Genomic DNA, 25,447 nt, shown 5'->3' on the forward strand with positions numbered 1-25,447 from the left:
AAAGGAGAATAATCCATTACCCTCAAAAGAGGATAATTGGATTATACGTGACAAAGAATGATTTACACGGTAACATTTAATCCTTCCTTAGACTACACCATTCATGTGGAGAATTTTGAACTCGGCAAAGTAAACCGCACGGTGCAGGAAGATATTTATGCCGGAGGAAAAGGAATTAATGTATCTATGGTGCTCAAAAACCTGGGATATGAAACGACGGCATTTGGTTTCCTTTCCGGATTTACCGGACAGGAGATTGAGCGGCTTCTGAAAGAAAAGGGAATCTCAACCGAATTTATTCATATTGAAAATGGAACTTCGAGAATTAACCTTAAGATTCGTTCCGATGTGGAAAGCGAAATCAATGGAATGGGACCAGTGATTCGGAAGGAAGATTTGGAATTGTTGTATGAGCAGCTGGATACATTGAAAGACGACGATGTGCTTGTTCTTGCGGGAAGCATACCTTCCGGAATGCCGCAGTCGATTTACAGAGATATCATGTCAAGGCTTCAGAGCAAGCGGATTAAAATTGCTGTGGATGCGACAAAGGATCTTTTGATGAATGTGCTTGCGTATCATCCATTCGTGATAAAGCCAAATAATCACGAGCTTTCGGAAATTTTTGATATCATGATTGACAGTAAAGAAAAAGCGGTTGTATATGCAAAGGAATTGCAGAAAAAGGGAGCACAGAATGTCATTGTTTCCATGGCTGGGGAAGGCGCTGTATTTGTTGGCAGTGATGGCAGCGTATTTACCAGTGAGGCACCGCATGGTGTTGTGAAAAATTCAGTGGGAGCAGGAGATTCGATGGTAGCCGGGTTTCTTGCCGGGTATTTAGCCAAAGGCGATTATGCGGAAGCCTTTAAAATGGGACTTTGCACGGGAAGCGCAAGCGCATTTTCAGACCAGTTGGCAACGAGAGAAGAAGTGGAGCAGGTACGACGTTCACATATATTTGATTTTTAAGAAAGGAGAATTAGTATGAAAATTATTGATTTATTAGATGACAGAAGCATTTTGCTGGATGGTAGAGTGGCAGACAAAAAGGCAGCACTTGACCAAATGGTGGAACTGATGGATGCGAGCGGAAAGTTGAGGGACAAAGAGACGTATCGTCAGGGTGTGTATGCAAGAGAACAGGAAGGAAGCACTGGTATTGGTGAGGGAATTGCTATTCCGCATTGCAAATCGGATGCGGTTATCAAACCGGGACTTGCAGCTATGGTTGTAAAAGATGGGGTTGAATTTGAATCGTTAGATGGACAACCGGCACATTTGTTTTTCCTGATTGCGGCACCAAACACAGAAGATAATGTGCACTTGGATGTGCTGAGTCGTTTGTCAGTTCTTCTGATGGATGAAGATTTTACCAATAAACTTCGTCAGGCAACGAGTGTTTCTGAATTTAAACAGATTATTGAAGAGGCAGAAAAAGGTTCGGAAAATGAGAATGATACTGTTGTAGAACAGTCGAATTCCGAACACTATATTGTGGCAGTGACCGGATGTCCTACGGGAATTGCACACACCTATATGGCGGCAGAGGCACTTGAGAAAAAGGCGAAAGAATTAGGTTACTCGATTAAGGTAGAGACAAGAGGAGCCGGCGGTGCAAAAAATGTATTGACGACAGATGAAATTGAGCGTGCCGATGGTATTATCGTAGCGGCAGACACGCAGGTGCCGATGGATCGTTTTCAGGGAAAACCAACCGTTGTTACTAAGGTTGCCGATGGAATTAATAAACCGGAAGAATTGCTTCGTGAAATCGTAGACGGAAAAGCACCGTTATATGAGGGCGGCGGAGAAACTGCTCCGAAAGAAGAAGCAGCGGAAAAAGAGGGTATTGGACATGCGACCTATAAGCATCTGATGAGTGGTGTTTCACACATGCTTCCATTTGTAATTGGTGGCGGTATTATGATAGCTATTGCATTTTTGATTGATACACTTTGTGGCTATGGTGGTACCGGTGGTGGAAATTTTGGCACATGTACACCATTATCCGCATTGTTTAAGTATATTGGCGATTTTTCCATGGGACTTATGGTTCCGGTATTGGCCGGATATATTGCCTATTCAATTGCAGACAGACCGGGACTTGCTGTTGGTTTTACCGGTGGTTTGTTAGCAGCAAATGGAAATGCAGTCCTGGCGAAATATGTATTTGCCAATGAAAGTCTTGGTGGATTTTCAAAATTCATTTCAAATTTTGCTTTTGTTGGAGAAAATGGTGGGAATACCGTATCCGGATTCCTTGGTGGTATTGCAGCCGGCTTTGTGGCAGGATTTATCGTTTTAGGACTAAAGAAATTGTGCAGTAAATTGCCGGATTCCTTGGAAGGAATTAAACCGACACTGATTTATCCGCTCGTTGGTATTTTCCTGATTGGTATATTGATGACAATGGTATTTAATCCACTGATTGGTTTGATTAATACAGGACTTAGCAATATGCTGACAAGCATTTCCGATGCCGGTATGATTACAGTTCTTGGTTTGATTCTTGGTGCTATGATGGCGATTGATATGGGAGGTCCGATTAACAAGGCAGCTTATGTATTTGGCTCCGGTATGTTAGCAACCGCATCGCAGATGATGGCACAGGGAGCACAGGCTTCTGACCCGGCAGTTCAGGCATGTTATATGGCAATGGCTTCCATCATGGTAGGTGGTATGGTTCCACCGGTTGGTATTGCAGCAGCCTGCAAATTGTTCCCTCGGAAATTTACAAAAGCAGAGCAGGGTTCCGCCGTTTCCAACATTGTAATGGGATGCTCGTTTATTACCGAAGGCGCAATTCCATTTGCAGCATCTGACCCACTGCATGTCATTCCGTGTACAATGGCTGGTGCCGGTGTGGCAGGTTTGTTATCCGCCCTCTTTGGATGTACCTTAATGGCTCCGCATGGTGGTGTGTTCGTATTCGCTACCGTTGGACAGCCGTTATTATATATTGTCGCATGGCTGGTTGGTTCCGCTGTGACGGCAGTGATGTTAGGATTTATCAAAAAGGATGCGAAAGCATAAGTAAAAGGAGGAAATGAAGATGAAAGAGTTTAAGTATGTAATTAAAGATGAGCAGGGGATTCACGCAAGACCGGCAGGAATGTTTGTAAAAGAGGCAGCAGCCTTTTCAAGCAAAGTAACAATTAGTAAAGATGGCAAAGAAGTGGATGCCAAAAGAATCCTTGGTGTTATGGGACTTGGCGTAAAGAAAGACCAGGAAATTGTACTGAGAGCAGATGGTGATGATGAAGACGCAGCAATTGAAAAATTGAGCGCATTTTTACAGGAAAATCTGTAATGTGTTAAGGTAATTGTTAGATACCTTAGATTGGAGGTACTATGATTGTATTGGATGGAAAAAGTGTTTTTGGTGGAATCGCAATCGGAAAAATCGCCCTTTTTGAAAAGGGCGATGACCCGGTAAAACGTAAGACAATTGAAGATACAAATGAGGAAATCAAACGCTTTGAGAATGCAAAAGAAAAAGCAAAAGAGGAATTAAAGGCACTGTATGAGAAGGCACTCCTAGAAGTAGGAGAAGCCAACGCCATGATTTTTGATGTACATCAGATGATGTTGGATGATTTGGATTATATCGAATCTATCCGCAATATGATTGAGACACAAAAGGTAAATGCAGAGTTCGCAGTGGCAACGACAGGAGACAATTTTGCTGCGATGTTTTCCGGTATGGATGACGCTTACATGAAAGAGCGTGCAGCGGATGTAAAAGATATTTCCAATCGTGTGATTCGTGTTTTAATGGGAAAGCAGAGCGGTGGAATAACCGGAAATGAGCCGGTGATTCTTGTGGCAGAGGATTTGGCACCAAGTGAGACGGTACAGCTTGATAAAAGTCTTGTCCTTTCGTTTGTTACAAAACACGGTTCGACCAATTCCCACACAGCAATTCTAGCCCGTACAATGAATATTCCGGCATTAATCGGCGTGGATTTTCCGGGAGATATTTCCGGTAAAATGGCAATTGTTGATGGATTTGACGGAAAGGTTTACATTGAACCGGATGAAGAAACACTTGAACGCTATCAGAAACAGAAGGAAGAAGAAGAAAAGAAACAGAAACTTCTTCTGGAACTGAAAGGCAAAGAGACTATTACAAAGGGTGGAAAGAAAATCAATCTGTATGCCAACATTGGCGGTGTATCGGATGTTGCCGAGGTGCTGGCAAACGATGCCAATGGAATTGGTTTGTTCCGCAGTGAGTTTTTGTATCTGCAAAGCGAGACATTTCCAACGGAAGAAGAGCAGTTTCGGGCTTATAAGACAGTTGTAGAAACGATGGCCGGTAAAAAAGTAATCGTAAGAACATTGGATATTGGGGCGGACAAACAGGTAGATTATTTCGGTTTAGACAAAGAAGACAATCCGGCACTTGGATATCGTGCGATCCGTATCTGCTTAAAGCAACCGGATATTTTCCGCACACAGCTTCGTGCCATTTACCGTGCGAGCCACTATGGTACATTATCGATTATGTTTCCGATGATTATTTCAGTCGATGAAGTGCGAGTGATTAAACGAATTGTAAATGAAGTCAAGAGCGAACTTGATGAGCAGGAAATTCCGTATGGAACAGTAGAACTGGGAATCATGATTGAGACGCCGGCAGCGGTAATGATTAGCGATTTACTTGCTAAAGAAGTTGATTTTTTCAGCATTGGAACCAATGATCTGACTCAGTATACGTTAGCAATTGACAGGCAGAATCCGAAATTGGACGACTTTTATAATTCTCACCATGAAGCAGTTCTCCGCATGATCCGTATGGTCGTTGAAAATGGACATAAAGAGGGATGCTGGGTTGGTATTTGCGGAGAACTTGGAGCAGACACGTCCTTGACAGAAACATTTGTTTCAATGGGAATTGATGAGTTGTCCGTGAGTCCGTCGATGGTTTTAAAAGTTAGAGAAGCAGTCAGAAATATTGAAGATTAAAGAGAAAAAAGCCAATAAAAAAGTGCACGTTTTATTGTACACCTGTCTGTGATATCATCCTCTCATAAAATATGTGAGAGGATGATTGTTATGTTGAATGAATTTCATGATATGTTGATTTTAGCCTGTGGCTTTAGTGTGATTTTGGCGTATTTAATCTTTCTTCATTAATGAGGAAGAATACCAAGTGGATGTGCCTGAAGGACTTTTGTCTCATAGCCGTTTTTACTGTTTGTCAGCAAGTCAGAACGAGGTGTAACACGGCCTTTCTGAGTGAGCACGACGATTGTAGAACCACCGTACTCAAAGAATCCTTTTTCTTCTCCACGGGTTACGACTGTGCTTTGTTTGTGGTTTGAAATTTTGCCAACTAAGAGAGCACCGACTTCCATCTGAAGTACATCGCCAAATTCTTTTGAGCGAATCACTGTGTATTCGCGCGTGTTTTCTTTATAAATTGGAAGGTAATCGTTGGCAATCGGATTTACCGTGTGGAAAGTTCCGTCGATGTGATAATTTTTCGACTGTTTCCCGGACACAGAGTAAAGATAGCGGTGATAATCTTCCACGGTTAAGCGGAGTACGTAGGCATACCCGCCACGGAAACGTTTTGCTAAGCGTGGACTGCGAAGCAGAGAACGCAGGGTGTATTCTGTATTTTTGATGGAAAATGTTGTGTTTTCCTGAATCGGATAAACCGTTGCCAGACAGTCACATGGACTGATAAGCACGTCAAGGTCTTCCGGAACAGGCCGGCAGTCCGGCTTAATTTTTCTGGTGAAAAAATCATTAAAAGAAGAGTAGTCACACTCTTCATAAATATCCATGTCAATTTCATTGCGCTCAATAAATTTAGGAATCAGCCATTTCGAGAGGGCAGACGAAAGATAGCGTCCGGCAAGTTTGGAAACCTGCGGCTGAATCAATGGTTTTAAGAGCATACGCCCCAAAATGTTGGTGTATAAAAAGGATAATAATTTATCCTGGTTTGTTATATTACTTACTTTTTTCCCTTGTAAATCAATGTAATCCATAAGTCCTCCTTATTATTCGACAAATAAAATGCAAACCATCACAGCGGTCACAAGTACCATCATGGCTGCAATTACACTGTTGCCCGGTTTTTTGAGTTTAAAATCAAGAACGTACAGGAAAGCAACTACGATGTGCATGATGGCAAGGAATAAAAGAAATGTTTCATGGCTGACCAATGGGTGAAACAAATATACAATTGGATAAATAATTGTAATTGTTGTAATTGGCAGACCACGATAGCCTTTTGCCTGGTCGGTTTCAGGATTGGTATGTTTTAATTCTTCCAATACATTAAAATAAGCAAGGCGGATTACACCACATAGAACAAACAAAATTTCAATTGCAATACCCCAGACAGAATTCAGACCCATCTGATAGGAAATGATAACCGGAGTTACTCCAAAGCACACCATGTCGCAGAGAGAGTCGATTTGAATGCCGAAAATTTCCATTTCTTTTGTCCGGTTTTTCATAGCACGTGCAATTTTTCCATCGAAAGTATCACAGGCGCCGGCAAGTGCCAGACATAAAATGGCAAACTTAAACTGACCGGTGCTGGCAAGTGCCATACCGCTTACGGAAAGCGCTACACCTATGTAGGTAACAATTACTGAATAATTATAAAATCCAATCATAAATATCCTCTTTTCTTTTACTCTGTTTTTTTACTTTTATCTGTGACAGTCAAATGTGTGATAAAGGAAACAATACCACTAACAATTACAAGGATGTAATAACTGAATCCGCGGCTGACAAGCAGCGAAGCGGTTGTCATAGCCGTTCCGTGGAAAATCGGGGTAAAGATACGCAGGTAAAGTCCCTCGCTGATTCCCATTCCACCCGGCAGTGGTAACATATCAACAGAAATGGATATGACTGCCTGTAAAATTGTAATAGTGAAGAAAGTCTCCGTATTCAGCCCAAAGCTTCGGTATACAACATAAGTAATCGCAAAAAGGAAGAAGCGCTGGATAAAAGAAATAATCGTTGTGTTAAAAATCGCAAGTTTATTTTCCTTTAAGAAGCGAGAGGCTCCCTTATAAGTTTCCATCGACTGCTCTAAGCGCTCGGTGCGGTTATTTTTCTCTTTCATCAGGTGAAGTTTCTTTAAGAGAGCAAATCCCTTGGTGATTAAATATTTTGCCGTGCCGGGCAGGAATACCAGTAAACTCATAAATAGTACACAGAATACGTTGAGTGCAATTCCTAAATAAAGAAAAAACTGAACGTCAACACTCAGCGATGTGATAAGATCCTGTCCGAATATGGCAACCGCCAATCCGATGAAAACAAGTACAAATTTATATTCAATCGTTACTAACATTAATATGATAGTAGCCGTTGGAATATCAATGTTTTGTTTTTTCATGTAGTAAATCTGCATCGGCTGTCCGCCTGTTGCTGACGGGGTGATACAGCTGTAGAAAAAACCTACAAAAGAATAACGGATGCAGTTAAATAAAGGAACTTTAATCTGCACGGTACTTAACAGGTATTTAATAATAACAGACTCACTGCACACATACACAATTACCAGAATAAAGCCAGCTAACAAAAATCCCGGTGCAATCTGGGAGAGTGTGTGTAAAATAACGCCAAAGTCCTGGTCTTTAAAAACAGCCCAGATGGTTAAACCAAGCAAAGCTACCAAAAATAGAGCGTTAAATAAATTTCTTTTAGTTTTTTTGCTCACGTGCTACTCCTTTTGTTCGAATCAATACATAAAGCAACCGCCGGTTTACCCAAGTGAAGATTAACTTTGGTGCGCGATACCAGCTAACTCTGCGTGTGAGAAGTGAAAGAACTTCTGCGAGCAGGATACCGGCAATGGCATCGGCAATATAATGCTGTTTAGTGAACTGTGTTGAAAGGACAACCAGCAGAGCAAAAATGCAGGAAAATGCACGGTACCAGGCAGGTACTTCTTTGCGTCCCCGGATGCCGGTGTAACAAAACCAGCTTACCAGACAGTGAATGGATGGAAACAGGTTTGTCGGCTGATCCAATCCGTATAAAAACTGAAGCAGAAAGACACTAAATCCTGTGCCTGTTACTTCCGGTCGTACATTTGTTGTTGGAAATACCATAAAAATAACTCCGCAGACAAGGCGGGAAATCATATCGGCTGCAACAAAACGATAAAACGTGTCCGGGTCATTCCGGTTAATTCTGGCAACCATAATATAATTCACAGTCCAGAACAGGAAACATCCAAAGTAGATGTGCATCCAGCCCGGAACAAGTGGTATTGCCTGATCCAAAGAAGTGGTAAGGTCATAATGATACCAGTCTGCACACATTACCATCGTTCCACTGTAAATAAGCATATTTAATCCAAAACAGGATAACAGTGGCAGGATGGCAAAAAGTGGACAAATTGGATCAAGGTACTTTTTCATCCATTGATACATAATCATATCCTCTTTTTTGTTCATTTTGAAAACATACTCTTCTTATTCTACAATATTTTTTTTCTTTTTGCAACTTATGATTGTTTTGAGACAGGGGATGTGCTAAAATATGGGACAGTAGAAAATATATTGCTTAGCAAATGGAGGATAAAAATGGGAATTTTCGATGTTTTCGTTGCGGTGATCTGGGGTATTGTGGAAGGAATTACCGAGTGGCTGCCGGTAAGTAGTACCGGACACATGATATTAGTGGAAGAATTTTTGAAATTTCAGGATGAACAGTTTTCTCAAATGTTTTTGGTTGTTGTGCAGTTAGGTGCTATCTTAGCCGTTGTTCTTTTGTTTTGGAGCAGGATATGGCCATTCCGTTTTACAAAGAGAGAGCGGGGCGAATCCATTATTGACTGGAAGATTATGCAGATGTGGTTTAAGATTATCGTGGCATGTCTTCCGGCAGCAATTGTAGGCATTTTGTTTGATGACTGGATTGACGAGGTGTTCTACAATGCGTATGTTGTGGCAGGTGCGTTGATTGTTTATGGTATTTTATTTATTATTGTTGAGAACTGGAATAAGGGAAGAAAACCGGCAATTACTTCGGTAACGGAAATCGGATATGACACTGCGCTTATCATTGGTATTTTTCAGTTATTAGCGGCTGTTGTGCCGGGAACTTCTCGTTCCGGTGCTACCATCATTGGTGCCTTGCTTCTTGGTGTGGCTCGTGGTGCAGCAGCAGAATTTACTTTTTATCTGGCAATTCCGGTTATGTTTGGTGCAAGTGTCTTAAAGATTATAAAGAGTGGATTAAGCTTTGGTGCCATGGGTTATGTGACCTTACTCGTTGGTATGTTAGTTGCCTTTGTGGTGTCTCTGTTTGTAATCCGATACCTCATGAGTTATATCCGTAAACACGATTTTAAGGCATTTGGTTATTATCGAATTGTGTTAGGTGTTGTTGTCCTTGTTTACTTCTTCCTATTCAAATAAAGGGATTTGAGGAAGACCAAGGTAATTCAGAAGACCAACATAAATGGCATAAGCAAATTCATATGGTTTATCGGCTAAGAGGGCGGCGTCGCCTTCATTTGAGAGATAAGCCAGTTCAATGAGGACGGCGGGCATATTGGTCCGCCGTAATACGTAGAGGGAAGGACGGGCATAGATACCGTTGTTTTTTGTACCTAAACGTTTTACAATTTCATTTACGATATTGACGGCGAGTTCATAAGAAGGCGTGTTGACGGCATAGACGTATGCTTCCGTACCGTTGATGGCGGGATTTACATTGGCATTTGTGTGAATGCTTAAAAAGTAGTCAGCCCCCCATTGATTTGCCTGCTCGGTGCGGGTTCTGAGACTTGAGTTGGTGTCGTAACCTAAAATTTCATCCGGTGATGTGCGGGATGTGATAGCAGTGAAGCGGGAATCCGCATTTAAAATGTTTGCAAGATAAGCACCAACTAAATAGGTGATATCCTGTTCCCGTAATCCAAATCCTTCGGCACCGGCGTTAAAACCATAGGGATTGTGTCCCTGGTCGATATAAATACGAATGGGCATAAGTTTGCTCCTTATCCGGTAAAAGAGTTTGCTATCAATATATGCAGTTAGAAAGGTGCGGTGAAAATGGGGAGGCAGATGAGGTTAGACCAGTATATTTCTACTTATGTAGAATTAACGAGAAAAGAGGCAAAAGAGGCGATTCGGCGCGGACTTGTCTGCGTGGCTGGAACAGTCGTAAAACAGGCGAATTGTAAAATTGACAGGGAAGAAGATGTGACTTACTGCGGAAAAGAGATTAGGGCAGAAGAGTTCGTTTATTATATGTTAAATAAGCCGGCAGGTGTGGTTTCGGCAACAAAAGATGAGAAGGAGCGTACCGTCCTTTCCTTACTGCCGGAGATGAAACGGGAATTATTTCCGATGGGGCGTCTGGACAAAGATACGGTGGGCCTTCTTATTTTGACGGATGATGGAATGCTTGCACACCGTTTGTTATCGCCGGCTTATCATGTGGCAAAAGTTTATGATGTGATTTACGAAGGAACTTTGCCTGAAAATGCAGTAGTTTTGTTTGCGGAAGGATTGGAAATTGGAGAGCGGAAAAAAACGCTGCCTGCAAAACTGGAACTCATGAAATCCGGGCACGCAAGGCTTACGATTTCGGAAGGAAAGTTTCACCAGGTAAAGCGGATGTTTGCTGTTTTTGGGGCAAAGGTGACAAAATTAGCAAGGGTATCATTTGGTGGAATAAATTTGGACCCTGCCTTAAAACCGGGGGAATACCGGAAATTAACAGAAAATGAAATCAACCAATTAAAAGAGGGAGAATAAGATGGCGAAGAAAAAATATTATGCAGTGAGAGCCGGAAGAACGCCGGGAATTTATACAAGCTGGGATGCGTGCAAGGCACAGGTGGATGGATTTGCTAATGCGTCTTTTAAAAGTTTTCCGACAAAAGAAGAAGCGGAAGCTTTCTTAGGAAATAATACGAAAGAGAATAAGATAGAAGATGAAGCACTTGCCTATGTAGATGGAAGTTACAATGTCGAGACCGGTGAGTACAGCTGCGGTGTTGTGTTCTTTTTTGAAGGGGAAAAAACAGAGTACTGCGAAAAGGGAACCGACTCAGAACTTGCTGCTATGCGGAACGTGGCAGGCGAAATTCTCGGAGCACAGGTGGCAATGAAGATGGCGGTAGAACAGGGGGCGGAAAGTCTTACGATTGTCCATGATTATCAAGGGATTGCCTCGTGGTGTACCGGAGAATGGAAAACAAATAAAGAGGGAACCAAAGCCTATAAAGCATACTTTGATTCCCTAAAGGATAAACTAATCATTCATTTTCAAAAGGTCAAAGGACATTCCGGAGATGAGTACAATGACCTTGCGGATGAACTGGCAAAAAGCGTTATTTTTTAGCGTTTGCCATTGCTTCTTCGCAGAAATACAGCTGTGAATTCAGAGGAGTTTTTCCTCGCTGGTCTACCTTCACGTAGTGTCCATCCGGCATGAGAAGGTGGGCTTTTTTTGTATCCGAGAGCTGTATGTGTAAAATGTGGTAAATCTCTTCCTGCAATATAGGATCTTCAACCGGGAATAAGATTTCTACACGTTTGTCTAAGTTTCTTGGCATCCAGTCGGCACTTCCCATATAATATTCGGCATTTCCATTGTTCTCAAAGTAGAAAATGCGGGAATGTTCCAAAAAGGTACCAACGATGGAGCGCACACGGATATGTTCACTTAAGCCTTTGATTCCGGCACGCAGACAGCAGATGCCGCGTACAATCAAATCAATTTCCACGCCTGCCTCGCTGGCATCATAGAGTGCTTCAATAATTCCCGGATCACACAAGGAATTCATTTTTGCGATAATTCTTGCCGTGCGTCCATTTTTGGCATGTTCTTTTTCACGTTCAATCAAGGACAAAAACTTGCCGCGCAGCCACAGGGGGGCTAAGGACAGTTTGTTCCATACAAGCGGCTCAGAATAGCCGGAGAGCATATTAAAGACAGCCGTGGCGTCTTCCCCGTAGCGGGTTTTACTTGTAAACATACCCATATCGGTATAGAGTTTGGCGGTGGAGTCGTTATAGTTTCCGGTTCCCAAATGGACATAACGGCGGATGCCGTCTTCCTCTTTGCGGACAACCAGTGTAATTTTGCTGTGAGTTTTTAAGCCGACTAGTCCATAGATAACATGGCACCCGGCTTTCTCTAATTTCTTCGCCCACACGATATTATTTTCCTCATCGAAACGTGCTTTTAATTCAACGAGCACAGACACCTGTTTCCCATTTTCTGCTGCCTGCGCCAGAGAAGCAATAATCGGTGAATGACTGCTGACACGGTAAAGTGTCTGCTTAATTGCAAGTACATTTGGGTCGCTTGCCGCCTTTTTTACAAAATTGACAACCGGGTCAAAGGTTTCATACGGGTGATGAAGCAAAATGTCATGTTCCCGTATCTGCTCAAATAAATCTCTTGAGGCATCCAGCATTTTTGGCTGCTGTGGTGTATATTTTGGTTCTTTTAAGTGGTCAAAACCTTCGATGTCATATACTTTCATTAAAAAAGTCAGGTCAAGAGGACCATTAATTTTGAAAATGGCATCTTCACTTAAATTCAATTCCTTTCGGAGCGTTTTCAGCAGCCGCTTATCGATATTATCTTCGACTTCTAAGCGGATTGCCTCGCCCCACTGGCGTTTCTTCAACTGTTTCTCGATTTCAATTAAAAGGTCTGCTGCCTCGTCTTCGTCGATGGAGAGGTCGGCATTTCGCATTACCCGGAATGGAGCCTGGCAAAGAACTTTATAATTCAAAAATAGTTTTTGAATGTTCTTTTCGATAATCTGCTCCAAAAGGATTACAGTGGTGCAGTTATCGCCATCGGTCGGAATTGTAACAACGCGCGGCAGAACGGATGGAACCTGCACGGTGGCAAAATCAATGGTTCCCTTTTTCTTTTTATCCATCAACAGTGCACCGATGTTAAGCGAGCGGTTGCGGATTAACGGAAAAGGTCTGGAAGAATCCACAGCCATCGGAGTGAGGACAGGGAAAACTTCTTTCTGAAAATAGTTGTCAACGTAGTCTGCCTGTTCTTCCGTTAGTTTTTCAAATTCTGTGACGATTTTTAAGCCATTCTTCTTTAATGAAGGAAGAAAAGAACGGTTGTAGGTATTATACTGAGCTGTTGTAAATTTGTGAGTTTCCTTCAAAATCGCATCAATCTGTTCTTTACTGGTCATACCGGCAATATCTTTTTTTGTGTAACCGGCATTTACCTGGTCTTTCAGAGAGGCAACGCGGACCATGAAAAATTCATCCAGATTGGAGGCGGTAATGCTTAAAAATTTTAATCGTTCCATCAACGGAAGATGGTTGTCTTTTGCCTCGGACAAAACACGCTTGTTAAAGGCTAACCAGCTTAACTCGCGGTTAGTAAATCGTTCGCTTTGGGTCATATCATCATCCTCGCTTTCCTGTTCGTTTTTGTTTTAGTACCGGCCGGATACCAAAGACTTCCTCAAAGACATCTGCTTTATGTAAGAAGAGTCCTTTTTCCAAGGTGATATCCGCCATGGTGTCCGCCGTGATTGTCAGTATTCCATTTCGCTCGGATACACCGACATTTTTAATTTTCTGACGATTGCTTTTGTCTAATACATTAGCAATTTTTAAAATTGCATTCAATTTTACGATTGTAATATATTCTTCTCTTGAAAAATCACCGTCCAATTCTTCAAAGGAAGGAAAAGATTCATCGTTATAGCGAATCATATTGGCAACGATGAGACGTTCTTTATGAGAGATTCCGATAATCTCCGTTGACAAAAGAATGTGATAGGAACATTCTCTTGCGTGCAGTGCATTGATATAGGCACCACAGCCGTGAAGAATGACACCGAGCTGTAAAAGTAGGCGCTCGCGTTTTCCAAGACCGTGTATTTTTTTGATTCGGTCAAAAATCTGGAGTGCCAGGGTCTGCACGGTGTCGATGTGGCTTAAGTCAACTTCGTATTTCTGTGCCACATTTCTTGAAGCACTCAGAATATCCTCTGTAAAATCATGTCCACAGGAAAGACGGAACTTTTGCTCTGCATAATCAGCGGCCAATCCATCACAAAGATTAATCGGAGAGAGAAGAATATTCTGGCAATCCGTAAGCTGTGTGATTTTGCGCATTAAAAGCAAAGTAGGCAGAAGTGACTGTGCATGGATATTACCCATTAATTTTAACATTTTCTTTTTGGTAAATATTTTATCCGGCAAAAAGCCTTCAAAGTCTTTTTTTGTTTCCTTCATGTGGTAGTAGGTTTCCGGAATCATTTCACCGGCTGCCAAAATACAGTGAATCTCTTTTTTATCTAAATTCAGCCGTTTAAATAAAGACAAATCCTTTTCAATGTATTCATCAATCAAAGCATCGTAATCATAGGCTTCATCCTGCATTGCATACAGCAGTTCCTGAATACGTGAAGAACCAAGTAAAAGGTTTTGCGTCAGCTGCAGATGTCCGTTCTGAAAAAGAGAGAGCTGGACACTGCCGGCACCGATATCGAGAACGAGACACCCTTCTTCACTGAGTGGTTCAAATTGTTTTTCATTGTGAACCATTCCTTTGAAGTAAAGGAATCTTGCCTCGCTGTTACTGAAAAGTTTTACTTTGAATCCTGTCTGGATTTTTATCTGGTCGGTGACAACTAAAACATTTTTTGCCTCGCGCATTGCGCTGGTGGCACAGACGTCCCAGCTGTCAGTATGAAATTCTGTCATAATCCGTTTGAAATCGTTTAGTGTGTTGCAGATTTCTGAAAGTGTCTGATAGGAAATGACTCCTTTGGTGTACGATTCCGCACCAAGACTGAGCGGGTGGCGTACATAAGTGAGCTGACGAATTCCATTCTGACGGGACATTTCATATATTTTCATACATAATTCATTTGAGCCGACATGAATTGCCGCATAAGTTGTAGAAGCCATAAATACCTCCATTCTGAAACCAATTTCTTTGTTTCTATTTTACAATGAATTTGCAAAAATGGAAAGACGTATTTATCTGATTTTCACGTAAATTTTATGTAAAATTCGAGAATTGAAAACCATCATCGCATGTGCTACAATAGGGGAACAGAAAAAAAGAGAGGATGAGACGGTTGAAAACAAGTGATTTTTATTATGATTTACCAAAAGAATTGATTGCGCAGGACCCGCTTGAGGACAGAAGTTCATCGAGACTTTTAGTACTGCATCGGAAATCCGGGCGCGTGGAGCATAGAGTGTTTACGGATATTGTAGAGTATTTAAAGCCGGGAGACTGCCTGGTGCGGAATAATACGAAAGTAATTCCGGCAAGATTATACGGAACCAGAGTGGATACCGGGGCAACAATTGAACTTCTGCTTCTCAAACGCATGGAGAATGATGTTTGGGAAACTCTTGTAAAACCGGGAAAAAAAGCGCGTAAAGGAGCTGTGATTTCTTTTGGGGATGGAATTTTGACAGGAGAAATTATCGATGTCAAAGAGGATGGGAACCGTTTGATTCAGTTTCGATATGAGGGGATTTTTGAAGAGATTTTAGATCAACTCGGACAGATGCCGCTTCCGCCTTATATTACGCATACATTGAAAGATAAGGACCGTTATCAGACCGTTTATGCAAAATACGAAGGGTCGGCAGCAGCCCCAACGGCAGGGCTCCATTTTACGGAGGAACTTTTTCAAAAATTAGAGGAAAAAGGAGTACTTGTAGCAAATGTTACGCTTCATGTCGGGCTTGGTACTTTCAGACCGGTAAAAGTGGATGATGTGTCGAAACACCATATGCATACTGAATTTTATCAGGTGACAAAAGAAGAGGCAGATAAAATTAACAAGGCAAAACAGGCCGGTGGACGGATTGTCTGCGTGGGAACAACAAGCTGCCGGACGATTGAGTCGGCTGCCGATGAAAATGGTGTGCTTAAACCGGGACAGGGCGATACCGATATTTTCATTTATCCGGGCTATTCTTTCAAAATGATGGATGTGCTGATTACGAATTTTCATTTGCCGGAATCAACGCTTTTAATGCTTGTTTCTGCACTTGCAGGAAAAGAGCAGGTTATGCGTGTGTACGAAGAAGCAGTGCAGGAGAGATACCGGTTCTTCTCGTTTGGAGATGCGATGATTATATTGGACGACTAGTGAGGGATTTTTATGGAAAAAGAAAAGGTATTATTCGTTTATAATCCGCGTGCCGGAAAGGGGACTTTGCGGAACAAACTTGCCGATATCATAGATATGATGATGAAAAGACAGTGGGATGTTTCGATTGCGGCAACACAGAAGGCTGGAGATGCAGTCGAATATATCATACAAAAGGGAATCGGCTGTGACCGTGTGATATGCAGCGGCGGCGATGGTACACTGCATGAGGTGATTCATGGATTGATGACTCTGCCACCCGATATGCGTCCGGCCTGTGGTTATATTCCAACCGGAACGGTGAATGATTTTGCAAATAGTATCAGGCTGCCAAAACGAGTGATTCCCTGTGCACAGATTGCGGTGGGGGACAAAAAGAGTGCTTATGATGTCGGGGACATGAACGGTAATTTCTTTTCTTATGTAGCGGCATTTGGAGCTTTTACCTCGGTTTCTTATGAAACACCACAGGCGACGAAAAACTTGTTTGGAAAGACGGCCTATATTTTAGATGGTGCGGTAAAGTTGGGAAAAACCAAAAGTTATCATATAAAGGTGCAGACAGATTTGGAAACTTGGGAGCAGGATTGTATTCTTGGTATGGTGACAAATGCAAAATCGGTAGCAGGATTAAAATTATATAAGAAAAACAGTGTCAGTTTAAAAGATGGTCTGCTTGATGGGATTTTTGTGAAAACACCGAAAAATCCGATTGAGTTGAATCAGGTAATGGCATTTTTACTGCACGGAAAAGCAAATTCGCAGGTGAAGGTGATACACAGTTCCCATGTGGAAATCAGTTGTAAGGAAGCGTTAGCGTATACGCTGGATGGGGAAAATGGTGGAAAACATAAAAAAGCGGTGATTCAAAATCATCCGCAGGCAATTACTTATTTTTGTGGATAGGTGTTAATCCCTATCCACAATATCATATCGATTCTGGATTAAAAGCTCTCTTGCTTTTTTCTCATCATCTTCTTTGTAAAGTTCCAGTTTCATAACACCATCTACATATTCACGGTTATGAATGATGCCGATATTTTTGATGCTGATGCCGTTCACGGACAGAATCGTGGCGATTGTGGCAATGGCGCCGGCACGGTCATCGATGTTTATGAATAAATCATACGAACGGGCAATTACACTGCTTTTCTTTGCCGGGATGGAATCCCTGTAGTCGCCTGCTGTGTGAAATTCATCCTGAATGGAAGCACCGTCTTTTTCTGCTATCATGTGGCGGAAATCTTCAATCTGCTTTTCAAAATGGGAGAGAAAATAATCAATGCTTTCGCTGTTTGCTAAGCAAATATCCTGCCACATTTGTGGAGAGGACGAGGCAATTCTTGTAATATCTTTGAAACCGCCGGCGGCAAACGCTTTCATATTCTGCTCCTCGTTGTCACTTGTGCGAACCATATTAACCAGGGAAACGGCGATAATGTGTGGCACATGGCTGATGGCAGCAGTGATTTTATCATGTTCCGATGGTGATAAAACGACACAGTTTGCACCGGTTTTTGCTACCAATTCTTTTAACAGAGACAAGTTTTCTAACGGCGTCTCCTCAAATGGTGTCAATAAATAGTATGCATTTTCCAACAAAATATCAGTGGAATTTTCGAACCCCGTTTTTTCGGAACCGGCCATTGGGTGTCCGCCGATAAACTGGCGGCTAAGTCCAAGTTCGGCTGCCTTTTTGCAGATATTTCCCTTTACACTTCCAACATCGGTAAGAATGCAGCCAGGTTTCAACAGCGGTTTTAAGACGGACAGATAGTCTGTATTTTTTAGAACCGGCGCACAGAGAAAAATGATGTCGCAGGTGGAAAAACGCTCATCAATTTCATACCAGATAGAATCAATAATTCCTTCCGCCATGCCCTCATCAAGTGCCGGATTTTTTCGTCTGGAATAGACGTGTACAGACACATCCTCATTTTGTTTTTTGAGTGCTCTTGCGATGGAACCGCCAATGAGTCCGAATCCGACAAAGCCAAGTTCTAAATGTTTCATAGCATCATAATCTCCATTCTTTGCAAAGTTAATAAACATAGTTTAGCACCTTTTTGGGTAAATTACAATTGCTTGACACGGAGAATGTGGATTCATACAATAGAAGTGAAAAAAGTTTACACAGAGCAAGGAGGAATTGACAATGAGTGTTTTGGGAGCATTAGAACCGGCACGTGTGATGCATTATTTTGAAGAAATCTGTGGCATACCGCATGGTTCGGGAAATACGAAAAAAATCAGTGATTATTGTGTTTCTTTTGCAAAAGAGCATCACCTTACTTATTTGCAGGATGAATATAACAATGTGATAATATGGAAAGACGGCATAAAAGGATATGAGAATTCGGCTCCGGTTATGCTGCAGGGACATTTGGATATGGTCTGTGAAAAAGAAGAGGGCTGTGACATTGATTTTGAGACGGAGGGACTTTGTCTGCAAGTGGAAGATGGCATTGTGACAGCAGAAAAAACAACGCTTGGCGGAGATGACGGTATTGCTGTTGCGTATGCCCTTGCTTTATTAGAGACGGATGAATATCCACACCCGCCGTTGGAGATTGTGTTTACAGTAGATGAAGAAATCGGAATGTTAGGTGCCACAGCTTTGGATACTTCACCTCTTCGTGCAAAAACGATGTTGAATTTGGATTCCGAAGATGAGGGGCATTTGTTAGTCAGCTGTGCCGGTGGTGTGACAGCGCAGGTGGAACTTCCACTTTCCTTTGAGACAGGCGATGGGGAGAAATATGTTATTTCGGTCAGTGGTTTAATGGGAGGCCATTCCGGTGTTGAAATTGATAAGGGGCGCGCCAATGCCTGTCAGATAATGGGAAGGGTTCTCTATGAACTGTATAAAGAAATTCCATTTTCTCTGTGCTACTTAAATGGTGGATTGAAAGATAATGCCATTCCGAGACAGGCAGAAGCAGTTATTGTATGTCCGGAAAAATGGCAGCCTGAAATCAATACTAAGATTGCTGAGATTTCCTCTGAAATAAAACATGAGTTTTTGGAAACAGACCCATTGATTTTGGTGGAAGTAAAGAAGACTACAATCGTAGAAAAAGAATTGGCAATGACGAAAGATTCTGCGGATAAGATGATTACCGCCCTTCTTTGTCTGCCGGGAGGAATTCAGAAGATGAGTTTTCAAATGAAAGGACTTGTTCAGACTTCGTTAAATTTAGGAATTATGAAGACGGAGAGAGACCATGTTTCACTGTCATTTTCGGTGCGAAGCAGTGTGGAGTCGGAAAAGCGGGCGCTGCTTGACCAGATTGCCTGTCTGACAAAAACATTAGGCGGCACGGTTACCACAAATGGAGATTATCCGGCATGGGAGTATCTGGAAAATTCACCGCTGCGTGATTTGATGTGCCGGATATTTGAAGAGCAATATGGCAGAGAACCTATTGTGGAGGCACTTCATGCAGGGGTGGAATGTGGTATTTTTGCCGGGAAAATACCGGGACTTGACTGTGTCTCGTTTGGACCGGATATGAAAGATATCCACACGCCGAAAGAGAGTATGGATGTGGAAAGCGTGAAACGAACGTGGGAATATCTGCTTGAAATATTGAAACAGTTGAAATGACAAAAAACGGTAAATCATCTAGGAAACCTATTTCCGTTGATTTACCGTTTTTATTATGTACGATTTACAGTTCGGAATATCCGAATCCGTTTACAATCGCATCGATTTTTTCTTTGTTTTTGCAGTGTGGACATTCACTTGGTGTGAAGGTGTTATAGTCCGGCAAATCCTCTGTTGAGAAGATGCAGTGGACAGGCTCACCGTAAATTTCTTTTGCTGCGCTGAAAATTGCTGAAATGCCTTGAATGATACCGCCGTAGTACTGAATGCACTCCAGACTTCTGGCGATGGTACGTCCGGTTGTTGCGGATGCTAAAAGAAGAAGGATGTTCTTTCCTCTTACCATCGGCTGTAAGTTGTCGCGGAAAATCATCTGTCCGTTTCCGTCAAACTCCGGTGTAATGACATACAGACTGTCATGCTGGTTTAATGACATAATACCGTTTTTGTTCAGTTCTTCTGCTAAGCAGGCACCGATGATTTCACAGCCGTCCATGCATACGATGGTGTCAATCGGTTTGCTGTACTGGTATTCTTTTGCCATTTCTCTTGCTACTTCATAAGCTTCCTTTTGGCGAACTTTTAAGGTGGTCATATCCATATAAAAATTAATGTGTGAAGATGTCGTTGCAAAATGTCCCGGAACGACTTTTAAATTAATTTTGCTGTTCGTTTTGGAAGGTACTTTGTATTCTCTGTCTAATAACATAAAAAATCTCCTTTCCCAGATTTGTAGATTATTTGTGTCGACTTCTATTTTATCATATTTTTCTTGTTACTTCCACTCTTTTTCGGTATAATAAAAGAAAAGTTCTTAATTTGAACGAATTGTTTTAGAAATTACGGAGGAAGGATTGCATGACATTATTCGAGATGATAAAGACAAGACCATATGAGATGCAGCAGGAATTTTCATGCGGTGTCAGAAAACAGAATGAAAATGAGGTTTTGGTTTCTGTCTGGCGGCCGAAAGCGAAGAAATGTCAGTTGGCAGTCATAGAAGAGGGAAAGCGGAAACTGTTTCCGATGTATCCGGCGAAAATATGCGGGATGGAAGATTATTTTACAGTTGTCTTACAAGCGGAGAATTTGGCAGACAGGCTTCAGGGAATGCCTTATTTTTTTGTGGCAGATGGTGAAACTTTTTGCGATTCTTATGCCAGAATGATTACCGGAAGAGAGCGCTTTGGCAGACGTCAGGGAAAAGTGAGAGCTTGTTTTGATTTTCAGGAATTTGACTGGACAGGAGAAAATTGGAAAAAGATTCCGGCGCGTGATATGATTTTATATCAATGCCACGTCCGTGGATTTACGAAACATAAGTCGTCAAATGTAAAAAATCCAGGTACATTTTCCGGTATGGAGGAAAAGCTTTCTTATCTGAAGGATTTAGGGGTAAATACGCTGTTACTCATGCCGGCATATGATTTTAATGAATGTATGCATGATGAAAATGGCGTGGATTTAAAGAAAGTTAATTACTGGGGCTATACAGAGGATGCGTTTTATTTTGCTCCAAAGGCCGGTTATGCAGCAAAAGAGGGTGAACAGGCAAAGGAGTTTCAGAAGCTGATTAAAGCAGTTCATTCACAGGGGATGAACGTGGTGATGGATTTTTATTTTAAGGATGTTTCGCCTGAATTTATGCTGACTTGTATGCGGTATTATGCACTGCGTTTTCATATCGACGGTTTTCGGTTTAATCAGGAGTGTGTGTCTGTTGAATGGCTGCGACAGGACCCGGTTCTATCCCATTTGAAATTATTTGGTTATCACTGGGATGAATGTGGCTATGAAGCCGGTCAGGAAATGTTCTGCGAGATGAATGACCGTTTTTTGGTGACGGCAAGACGTTTTCTAAAAAGTGATGAAGGACAGGTTGAGGATTTTTATTATCAATTCCGCGAGCAGAAAAAAGGAGTTGCCATGGTTCACTCGATTACCGGGCATAACGGATTTACTCTGCGGGATTTGGTGTCTTATGATGTGAAGCATAACGAGGCAAACGGAGAAAAGAATCTCGATGGAACAGAGTATAACTACAGCTGGAATTGTGGGGCAGAAGGACCTTCGAGAAAAAAAGAAGTCCGTGAAAAACGTGCCAGTCAGGAACGAAATGCATTTCTTATGCTTATGCTTGGTATGGCATCGCCTAGAATTTTAGCTGGGGATGAATTTGGAAATACACAAAAAGGAAATAATAATGCATATTGTCAGGATAACGCGATTACGTGGCTTGATTGGAGTCTGTTAGAGAAAAATAAAGAATTATTTTCCTATGTAAAGAAGCTGATTGAGTTTCGTAAAGAACATCCTCTCTATCAGAGCAGACGGTATTTGACCGGTATGGATTCTGAGGGGCTTGGTGCACCGGATGTATCCTGTCACGGAGTAGAGCCGTGGAATGCGAGGTTTTCTTATTATAGCAGGGAACTTGGTGTTTTGTTTTTCGGTGGCTATTACGGCGGAAATTCCTTGTATTTTGCATTTAATTTTCACTGGGAGCCACATGTATTTTATCTCCCGGAAATTGAAAAAAATAAAGAATGGAAACGGGTATTTGATACTTCAAATACTATGGAAATGGCAGTGGATGGAAAGAAATATGAACTGGCACCGCGCGCAATTGCCGTTTTTGAGAATGTACCGGTTAAAAAAACTGCCGGGACTTCCGGTAAGAAGAAAATCCCGGCAAAAGGGCATAAAAATGCCTAAAGATTGTGGTTTTCCACGATTGGATCGAACAAGTCCAAAGAACAATGTTTGTCAGACGTAAAATGTTTACATGTTACGCAGGAAACATTGACATTGCCGGATTTGTTGCTGCAGCTACAGCAGTCCTTGACTTCATAGGCACTACAGTTTTTTGCTACCTCGCGGTAAGTTTGTTCATCTGCACGCATAATTGGCCTCCATTCTTTCACTACATAGAGTGAATTTTGTTACTTTGCAACAATGCTAGTATGAGCAGTTAGGAAGGATAATATACGAAATGATTGTATTGGAAATTGACAGCGTAAAAGAATTTATGCAGCATATGTTTCAGGGCAGTATGTTTGACCGTTTTCATCTGCGTTCCTGCGAGGTGACAACATTTGCCACGTTTCATATTGACGGCAGATGTTTTGATGATTGGTTTGACAGTGATGAAAAACGGACAGATGAAACCGGTCTGGTTACATGGAATATGATGAAAACATTTGTTTTTTCGTGGATAAAAGGAAATAAAGTGCCACAGAAGATGCTGTTTGATTTTTGCCATTATATGCCAAATGGAGATGTCGGATCGATTCAAATCCGCTATGAAAAGGAAAAACTTCAGTTTGTGACCGGATATATGCAAAAAGAGTTTTCTCTGGATAAAAAAGGGCAAGAAGCGTGGGATGACAATTGTCTGCAATTTATAAAGAAACATGAAATTATTAGCACTCAACTTTAATGAGTGCTAAATTTTTCTTGACATTCGATTGTGACAGCGTTATCATATCTGTTAGAACAAGATTGAATTACTAATTGGAGGTTGATAACATGACGAATGAACAAGGAAATTTAGCGATTAATTCAGAAAACATATTCCCGATTATTAAGAAATGGCTGTATTCAGACCATGATATTTTTATCCGCGAGGTTGTAAGTAATGCTTGTGATGCGATTACGAAATTGAAAAAATTAGATCTGATGAGTGAGACTTCTCTGCCGGATGATTACAAAGCTAAAATTGAGGTGGAAGTAAATCCGGAAGATAAAACAATTACGTTTACCGATAATGGACTTGGTATGACGGCAGACGAAGTGAAAGAGTATATTAACCAGATTGCTTTTTCCGGTGCTGCTGATTTCTTGGAAAAATATAAAGATAAAGCAAATGAAGAGCAGATTATCGGACATTTTGGTCTTGGCTTTTACTCTGTATTTATGGTAGCGGACTCTGCAGAAATTCATACCCTTTCTTATAAAGAAGGTTCGGAAGCGGTTCATTGGGAGTCTGACGGTGGTTTGACGTTCGAGATGGGACCATCCGATAAAGATACAGTAGGTACCCGGATTATTCTGCATTTAAATGAGGACAGTTACGAGTTTGCCAACGAATACCGTGTTCGTGAGGTGCTTGATAAATATTGTTCCTTTATGCCGGTTGAAATTTTCCTTACAAAGGCAAATGCTGAGCCGGAGTATGAGACAATTCCGAGTGAAGAAGTGACAGAGGAAGATACGGTTATTGAGGAAATTGTGGAAGAGCCAAAAGAGGATGATAAAAAAGAGGGCGAAGAAGCAAAAGAGCCGGTTAAAAAGACCAAAATTTTGAAACGTCCGGTATCCATTAGTGATACGCACCCACTTTGGGCAAAACATCCAAATGAGTGTACCGAAGAGGAATACAAGACATTTTACCGTAAAGTATTTAATGATTACCGTGAGCCGTTATTCTGGATTCATTTGAATATGGATTATCCGTTTAACTTAAAAGGTATCTTGTACTTCCCGAAAGTAAACTTAGAGTATGAGAATGTTGAAGGTATGATTAAGTTATACAACAATCAGGTATTTATTGCGGATAATATTAAGGAAGTAATTCCGGAATTTCTGATGTTGTTGAAGGGCGTTATTGACTGCCCGGATTTGCCATTGAACGTAAGCCGAAGTGCTTTGCAGAATGATGGTTTTGTGAAGAAGATTTCGGATTATATTACGAAAAAAGTGGCAGATAAACTTTCCGGTATGTGCAAAACAGACCGCGAGAATTACGAGAAATATTGGGATGATATCAGCCCGTTTATCAAATTTGGCTGCTTGAAAGATGAGAAGTTCAAAGAGAAAATTAAAGATTATGTTTTGTTCAAAGACTTAGACGACAAATACAGTACATTAAAAGAGTATTTGGAGACAATTCCGGAGCCGGAAGTGGAAGCAGAAGTGGTTGAAGAAGGTAAAGAGGATGAGAAGTCCTCGGAAGAAACTGAAGCGCCAAAGAAGATTGTTTACTATGTGACAGATTTGCAGCAGCAGAGCCAGTATGTGAAGATGTTCCGTGAGCAGGATATGAATGCAGTTGTTCTTCTTCATAACATTGACCAGCCGTTTGTATCGGCATTGGAAGCCGGCGATGACGATGTGAAATTCCAGCGTATTGATGCCGATTTGACGGATGCTTTCAAAGAAGAAGGCGATGAGGAAAAACTGAAAGAAGATACCGAGACTTTGAAAGAATTGTTCCGCAAAGCAACCGGAAAAGACCAATTAGAGGTTAAAGTGGAGAAATTGAAAAATGATAAAGTTTCTTCTATGATTACCTTGTCTGAAGAGGCCAGAAGGATGCAGGATATGATGAAGATGTATTCCGCAAATGGCATGGGCGGTATGGAACTGCCGGATGTCGGACAGACACTTGTTCTGAATGCAAACAATGATTTGGTTCAGTATCTGCTGGCGAACAAAGATGGCGAGCACAGCGATATGTTCTGCAAACAGCTTTATGATCTGGCAATGATTAGCCATCAGCCACTGCAGGCAGATAAGATGACAGAGTTTATTAATCGAAGCAATGAGATTATGATGCTGCTTACTAAGTAATGTAAGGTATCATGATTAGGAGAGCACCACCGGTGCATGAGAGGCAGGACTTGCTTTTTATGTGCCGGTGGGTGTTTTTGCTTATTTGAAAAAAATGACCAAAAGTATGAATGAATTACTTGACAAAAAAATTAGGAATGTGTATTATATAT

The 25,447-nt window shown here is 41.6% G+C and carries 23 protein-coding genes; 13 read left to right on the forward strand and 10 right to left on the reverse strand.

All coding sequences use genetic code 11. From position 1 onward, the window contains the following. Positions 1-57 precede the first annotated feature (57 nt). From pfkB to ptsP, 4 genes are read left to right on the forward strand one after another with little or no spacing between them, the layout of a single operon-like run. Positions 58-972, forward strand: coding sequence for a 1-phosphofructokinase (pfkB, locus tag DW005_RS01170; RefSeq protein ID WP_022377382.1), 915 nt, complete (start codon positions 58-60; stop codon positions 970-972). Between the two features lie 15 nt (positions 973-987). Further along, entirely contained in the window at positions 988-3,036 is a 2,049-nt protein-coding gene (locus DW005_RS01175; protein ID WP_117477838.1) for a fructose-specific PTS transporter subunit EIIC, read from the forward strand. A 19-nt stretch (positions 3,037-3,055) separates the two neighbouring features. Further along, positions 3,056-3,313, forward strand: a complete 258-nt coding sequence (locus DW005_RS01180; protein WP_022377380.1) for an HPr family phosphocarrier protein — start codon at positions 3,056-3,058, stop codon at positions 3,311-3,313. A gap of 41 nt (positions 3,314-3,354) precedes the next feature. After that, a complete protein-coding gene (ptsP, locus tag DW005_RS01185; RefSeq protein WP_117477839.1) occupies positions 3,355-4,971 on the forward strand; it encodes a phosphoenolpyruvate--protein phosphotransferase in 1,617 nt (538 codons plus the stop codon). Positions 4,972-5,138: 167 nt separating this feature from the next. Here the strand turns inward: ptsP and DW005_RS01190 are convergent, their stop codons facing one another. Genes DW005_RS01190 through DW005_RS01205 form a run of 4 tightly spaced genes read right to left on the reverse strand, consistent with a single transcriptional unit; the run spans position 5,139 to position 8,417 of the window. Beyond that, positions 5,139-6,005, reverse strand: coding sequence for a phosphatidylserine decarboxylase (locus DW005_RS01190; protein ID WP_117477840.1), 867 nt, complete (start codon positions 6,003-6,005; stop codon positions 5,139-5,141). 12 nt (positions 6,006-6,017) lie between these two features. Next, positions 6,018-6,641, reverse strand: coding sequence for a CDP-alcohol phosphatidyltransferase family protein (locus DW005_RS01195; protein WP_022377377.1), 624 nt, complete (start codon positions 6,639-6,641; stop codon positions 6,018-6,020). A 17-nt stretch (positions 6,642-6,658) separates the two neighbouring features. After that, entirely contained in the window at positions 6,659-7,699 is a 1,041-nt protein-coding gene (locus DW005_RS01200; protein WP_117477841.1) for a lysylphosphatidylglycerol synthase transmembrane domain-containing protein, read from the reverse strand. After that, entirely contained in the window at positions 7,683-8,417 is a 735-nt protein-coding gene (locus DW005_RS01205; protein ID WP_242989334.1) for a phosphatase PAP2 family protein, read from the reverse strand. Before DW005_RS01205 ends, DW005_RS01200 begins: the two co-directional genes overlap by 17 nt. 153 nt (positions 8,418-8,570) lie before the next feature. Between DW005_RS01205 and DW005_RS01210 the strand changes: the two genes are divergently transcribed. Beyond that, positions 8,571-9,407 carry an undecaprenyl-diphosphate phosphatase gene (locus DW005_RS01210; protein WP_022377374.1) on the forward strand — a complete coding sequence of 279 codons (837 nt, stop codon included), beginning with the start codon at positions 8,571-8,573 and terminating at the stop codon, positions 9,405-9,407. Here the strand turns inward: DW005_RS01210 and DW005_RS01215 are convergent. Next, positions 9,396-9,980, reverse strand: a complete 585-nt coding sequence (locus DW005_RS01215) for an N-acetylmuramoyl-L-alanine amidase (protein WP_117477842.1) — start codon at positions 9,978-9,980, stop codon at positions 9,396-9,398. The genes DW005_RS01210 and DW005_RS01215 overlap by 12 nt on opposite strands. Before the next feature lie 66 nt (positions 9,981-10,046). Between DW005_RS01215 and DW005_RS01220 the strand changes: the two genes are divergently transcribed. Both DW005_RS01220 and DW005_RS01225 read left to right on the forward strand, forming a co-directional pair. Continuing rightward, positions 10,047-10,754, forward strand: a complete 708-nt coding sequence (locus DW005_RS01220; RefSeq protein WP_117477843.1) for a 16S rRNA pseudouridine(516) synthase — start codon at positions 10,047-10,049, stop codon at positions 10,752-10,754. 1 nt (position 10,755) lies between these two features. Next, positions 10,756-11,343 (forward strand): ribonuclease H family protein, encoded by a 588-nt coding sequence (locus DW005_RS01225; RefSeq protein WP_117477844.1) that lies wholly within the window; start codon positions 10,756-10,758, stop codon positions 11,341-11,343. On the opposite strand, the gene DW005_RS01230 is transcribed toward DW005_RS01225, so the two are convergent. After that, positions 11,333-13,393: an RNA degradosome polyphosphate kinase gene (locus tag DW005_RS01230; RefSeq protein ID WP_117477845.1), complete on the reverse strand. Its 2,061-nt coding sequence runs from the start codon at positions 13,391-13,393 to the stop codon at positions 11,333-11,335. The genes DW005_RS01225 and DW005_RS01230 overlap by 11 nt on opposite strands. 4 nt (positions 13,394-13,397) lie before the next feature. Continuing rightward, the gene (locus tag DW005_RS01235) at positions 13,398-14,912 is read right to left on the reverse strand and encodes an exopolyphosphatase (RefSeq protein ID WP_181974905.1); all 1,515 of its coding nucleotides are present in this window, start codon (positions 14,910-14,912) and stop codon (positions 13,398-13,400) included. Between the two features lie 173 nt (positions 14,913-15,085). Here DW005_RS01235 and queA point away from each other — a divergent pair, with 173 nt between their 5' ends. Both queA and DW005_RS01245 read left to right on the forward strand, forming a co-directional pair. After that, positions 15,086-16,117, forward strand: coding sequence for a tRNA preQ1(34) S-adenosylmethionine ribosyltransferase-isomerase QueA (gene queA / locus DW005_RS01240; RefSeq protein ID WP_117477847.1), 1,032 nt, complete (start codon positions 15,086-15,088; stop codon positions 16,115-16,117). A 12-nt stretch (positions 16,118-16,129) separates the two neighbouring features. Then, positions 16,130-17,023 (forward strand): diacylglycerol kinase family protein, encoded by an 894-nt coding sequence (locus DW005_RS01245; RefSeq protein ID WP_117477848.1) that lies wholly within the window; start codon positions 16,130-16,132, stop codon positions 17,021-17,023. Positions 17,024-17,026: 3 nt separating this feature from the next. Here the strand turns inward: DW005_RS01245 and DW005_RS01250 are convergent, their stop codons facing one another. After that, a complete protein-coding gene (locus DW005_RS01250) occupies positions 17,027-18,130 on the reverse strand; it encodes a prephenate dehydrogenase (RefSeq protein WP_117477972.1) in 1,104 nt (367 codons plus the stop codon). A gap of 142 nt (positions 18,131-18,272) precedes the next feature. Between DW005_RS01250 and DW005_RS01255 the strand changes: the two genes are divergently transcribed. Next, complete coding sequence (locus tag DW005_RS01255; protein WP_117477849.1) at positions 18,273-19,724, forward strand: aminoacyl-histidine dipeptidase; 1,452 nt, start codon at positions 18,273-18,275, stop codon at positions 19,722-19,724. A 64-nt stretch (positions 19,725-19,788) separates the two neighbouring features. Here DW005_RS01255 and DW005_RS01260 read toward each other — a convergent pair whose 3' ends face one another. Further along, positions 19,789-20,433 carry a phosphoribosyltransferase gene (locus DW005_RS01260; protein WP_022377364.1) on the reverse strand — a complete coding sequence of 215 codons (645 nt, stop codon included), beginning with the start codon at positions 20,431-20,433 and terminating at the stop codon, positions 19,789-19,791. Positions 20,434-20,582: 149 nt separating this feature from the next. Here DW005_RS01260 and DW005_RS01265 point away from each other — a divergent pair, with 149 nt between their 5' ends. Continuing rightward, the gene (locus tag DW005_RS01265; RefSeq protein WP_117477850.1) at positions 20,583-22,439 is read left to right on the forward strand and encodes an alpha-amylase family glycosyl hydrolase; all 1,857 of its coding nucleotides are present in this window, start codon (positions 20,583-20,585) and stop codon (positions 22,437-22,439) included. Here the strand turns inward: DW005_RS01265 and DW005_RS01270 are convergent. Continuing rightward, positions 22,436-22,627, reverse strand: coding sequence for a hypothetical protein (locus DW005_RS01270; protein ID WP_117477851.1), 192 nt, complete (start codon positions 22,625-22,627; stop codon positions 22,436-22,438). The genes DW005_RS01265 and DW005_RS01270 overlap by 4 nt on opposite strands. An 89-nt stretch (positions 22,628-22,716) precedes the next feature. On the opposite strand from DW005_RS01270, the gene DW005_RS01275 reads away from it, so the two are divergent. Next, positions 22,717-23,163 (forward strand): DUF5721 family protein, encoded by a 447-nt coding sequence (locus DW005_RS01275; RefSeq protein ID WP_117477852.1) that lies wholly within the window; start codon positions 22,717-22,719, stop codon positions 23,161-23,163. An 89-nt stretch (positions 23,164-23,252) separates the two neighbouring features. Beyond that, complete coding sequence (gene htpG / locus DW005_RS01280) at positions 23,253-25,295, forward strand: molecular chaperone HtpG (RefSeq protein WP_117477853.1); 2,043 nt, start codon at positions 23,253-23,255, stop codon at positions 25,293-25,295. The last annotated feature ends 152 nt before the right edge of the window (positions 25,296-25,447 follow it).

It is taken from the genome of Clostridium sp. AF36-4 (assembly GCF_003435975.1).
GTDB lineage: Bacteria > Bacillota > Clostridia > Lachnospirales > Lachnospiraceae > Eubacterium_F.